The organism is Herbiconiux daphne, assembly GCF_024979295.1.
Classification (GTDB): domain Bacteria; phylum Actinomycetota; class Actinomycetes; order Actinomycetales; family Microbacteriaceae; genus Herbiconiux; species Herbiconiux daphnes.
Genome location: NZ_JANLCJ010000040.1, coordinates 1 through 2,669 on the forward strand (window position 1 = coordinate 1; position 2,669 = coordinate 2,669).

General features: G+C 36.2%; 4 protein-coding genes. All 4 read left to right on the forward strand.

Translation table 11 applies throughout. The features are described 5' to 3' along the window. Positions 1–991: 991 nt before the first annotated feature. Positions 992–1,351, forward strand: coding sequence for a hypothetical protein (locus N1032_RS22440; protein WP_259542509.1), 360 nt, complete (start codon positions 992–994; stop codon positions 1,349–1,351). An 84-nt stretch (positions 1,352–1,435) separates the two neighbouring features. Next, entirely contained in the window at positions 1,436–1,603 is a 168-nt protein-coding gene (locus N1032_RS22445; protein WP_259542510.1) for a hypothetical protein, read from the forward strand. Between the two features lie 171 nt (positions 1,604–1,774). Continuing rightward, a complete protein-coding gene (locus tag N1032_RS22450) occupies positions 1,775–2,026 on the forward strand; it encodes a hypothetical protein (protein ID WP_259542512.1) in 252 nt (83 codons plus the stop codon). Positions 2,027–2,050: 24 nt separating this feature from the next. Beyond that, positions 2,051–2,669: DUF5906 domain-containing protein (locus N1032_RS22455; protein WP_259542515.1), on the forward strand; the 619-nt coding region annotated here is incomplete at its 3' end.

Here is a 2,669-nt window from a genome sequence, read left to right on the forward strand (position 1 = left end):
AGTGTATCGGGTGGTAAAAAACGACACTATGTCGGATATTCAACACCTCCATCATCTCCATCGTCTTCGTCGTGATCAAGCCACTACCATGAGAGAAGGCTGGAAAGGCGAAAAGGCAACTTCTAACCGAAAACGCCTAACCTAACCGTGTTTTCATTCCATCAGCTATGGCGTTTACATGCATGTAAGAGTCTGTATACAGAATATTATAATTTGGGTTAGATAGTTAGGAAATGGAGAAAACGTAGTATTCATGCGGGTTTCCGGCCTAACCGAAACCTAACCGGACCTAACCGGAATGCGATTTTCTAACCGGAATGCGCTCGTTCGTGAAATGATGATAATAATCAAGCTTGATTTTATGGAAAGGTTACGAAGTTACGGTTACAACGACGAAAAAACTGTCTGTACGGAAATGCAAATTTGCAATCTCTATAGGATTTATATATTTTCACTGTAACCGTGTAACTTTGTAACTTTTGTAGTATTCATGCGGGTTTTAGAGGTTACACTCAGGTTACACAGGTTACGTTTTGGTGATGTTTATGCTATTTTGCTATGATTTTGGTATGGAAAAACAAGAAAAGTTAGACAAGATCAGGCAGGAGTTGGTGGAGGACTTTTTTTCAAAGCAGCTTTAGTATATAATATATATAGATAAGAAAAGACGGTTCTCGTACAACCATCTTATCTAATGAATTATAACATATTTCATTCGAACCGTCGGAAAGAAGATAATCTCTATGTCACAATGAGAAAAAGAAATGAATGAAAGATTCGAAGCCATGAACAAACGCATGCTTCAAATAGAGCTCGATTTAGCGATGATGCAAGTCGAGACTGATAAAATGTTAGCCAAAGTTAAAAGCGAGGCTACAAAGGCCGTTAAAAGCGTTCTGGAGGCCAAATAATGAAGCGCTTTATCAAGATAGTTGGCAAAGTGCCATTAGTAAATTGACAAGATGAAAACAATAGATTTGAATTAAAAGATTTGATTAACGAAAAATCAATTGGTTTTGTTCCAGAAGAAGGATTGATTGTTGTTGACACTGATTCAAAAGAAGCGACGGAATATGTCGAAAATGTTAATGCTAAGCTCGGTTTAAAACCTTTTAGTTATGAATCATCAACTGATCATAAACATTATTACTATAAATTAACCGATGGGCATGCTTATACAACAACTGAGCAATATCCAACGCTTGGTTCTAATACAAAAGCAACTATGAGAGAGCTTGTAAAATACATCACAATCAATGACAAAGGCGAAGAAAGTGAGCAAGAAGGAACTCAAATTGATCTAAAAGGAAATGATAGAGGATATGTTGGTATAAAAAAATATGGAAATTGAAGAGTTGATCCAACAACTTTCATCCAAACAATTGAAACTTATCCGCATCCTGAACTTCCAAAGGTTTTTGCGCTTCCATCAACAATGAAGGCAAACAAAGGAACATCGCATTCTGATACCGAATTGGTTCAGTTTGCAACATTGATGGCAACAAAAGGAATGCAAAAGCAATACTTTATTGAGCTTGTTCTTGAACATCAAATCATAACGGGTGGTATTTCCGGTTATTCTATTGACCAAACGCGTCAATGAGCGGCTGACAAGTACGACAAAGGTGAATTGTTCGCAAAGCAAAACAACAAGAAAGATAATTACGTTGAGTGATTTAATCAAAAGCAAAATGATAAAAACGTTGTTGTTAAGATTTACAAAGCTGAGTATTATCATTTAAATAACAATATTTGAAAAAATGTAAGCAGAGAAATGGGAACGAAAGAATTAACAAACAATTATCTTGCTGGTTTAGTTAAAAGACGTGATGAACTTGATGACTCAGGCAAAATAGCGGCCGCAGCGTTCGTTTTAAAGGCTGATTTAGCGCTTAATCATGTCGTTCAATCAAAAGATATTAACAAGAACATTGCGGTCTTCAAAAACGGTTATTTTGACCTTGAAACTAAGTCATTCGTGCCAAACAAAATTCCGTTCACTACATCACAAAAAACATATGATTGAAATGATCAAGTAAAGAATGATTTAATGGAACGTTTCATTAATGAACTTTCAGGAAATGATAGGGCGAAAAGAAAACTTCTACTTGAAGTTATCGGTTCAGCGTTCTTCCCACATAACCCGTCAGTATTTACAATCTTGCACTCAAACCACTCAACATCAGGTAAAGGTTCAATCATTGAAATTGTTAAAAGTGCCACAAAGAGCTCAAGAGAACTTAAAGATAGCCAAGTGTTTGGTGTAAGTAATAGATTTGCGATGTCAGCGATTAAAGGCGTTGATTCGGTCTTCTTTGATGAATTGCCAATGGTGATTGATAAGGAAACAACCAAGACAATCAAATCATTTGCCGACTCGAAATCAGAGCAAGAAATCGAAGGTAAAGGAACAAACCAAGAAGCGGTAAATAACTCGCCTACGATCATTGCGCTTACAAATAAGGAATTGTTCTTTCACGACTTGGACAATGCGTTAGAAAAACGTTTAATCTACCTGAACATTGAGATGAACAAAGATGGCGTTTACTTGTTCAATACGAAAGAAATCACTCAATTGATCAACAATGAAGAAGGATTGCAATATTTAGCTTCTGAAGCAATCAAAGCGTATGCGCAAGTATTCCACAAAGATGGAATTCGTAATATGA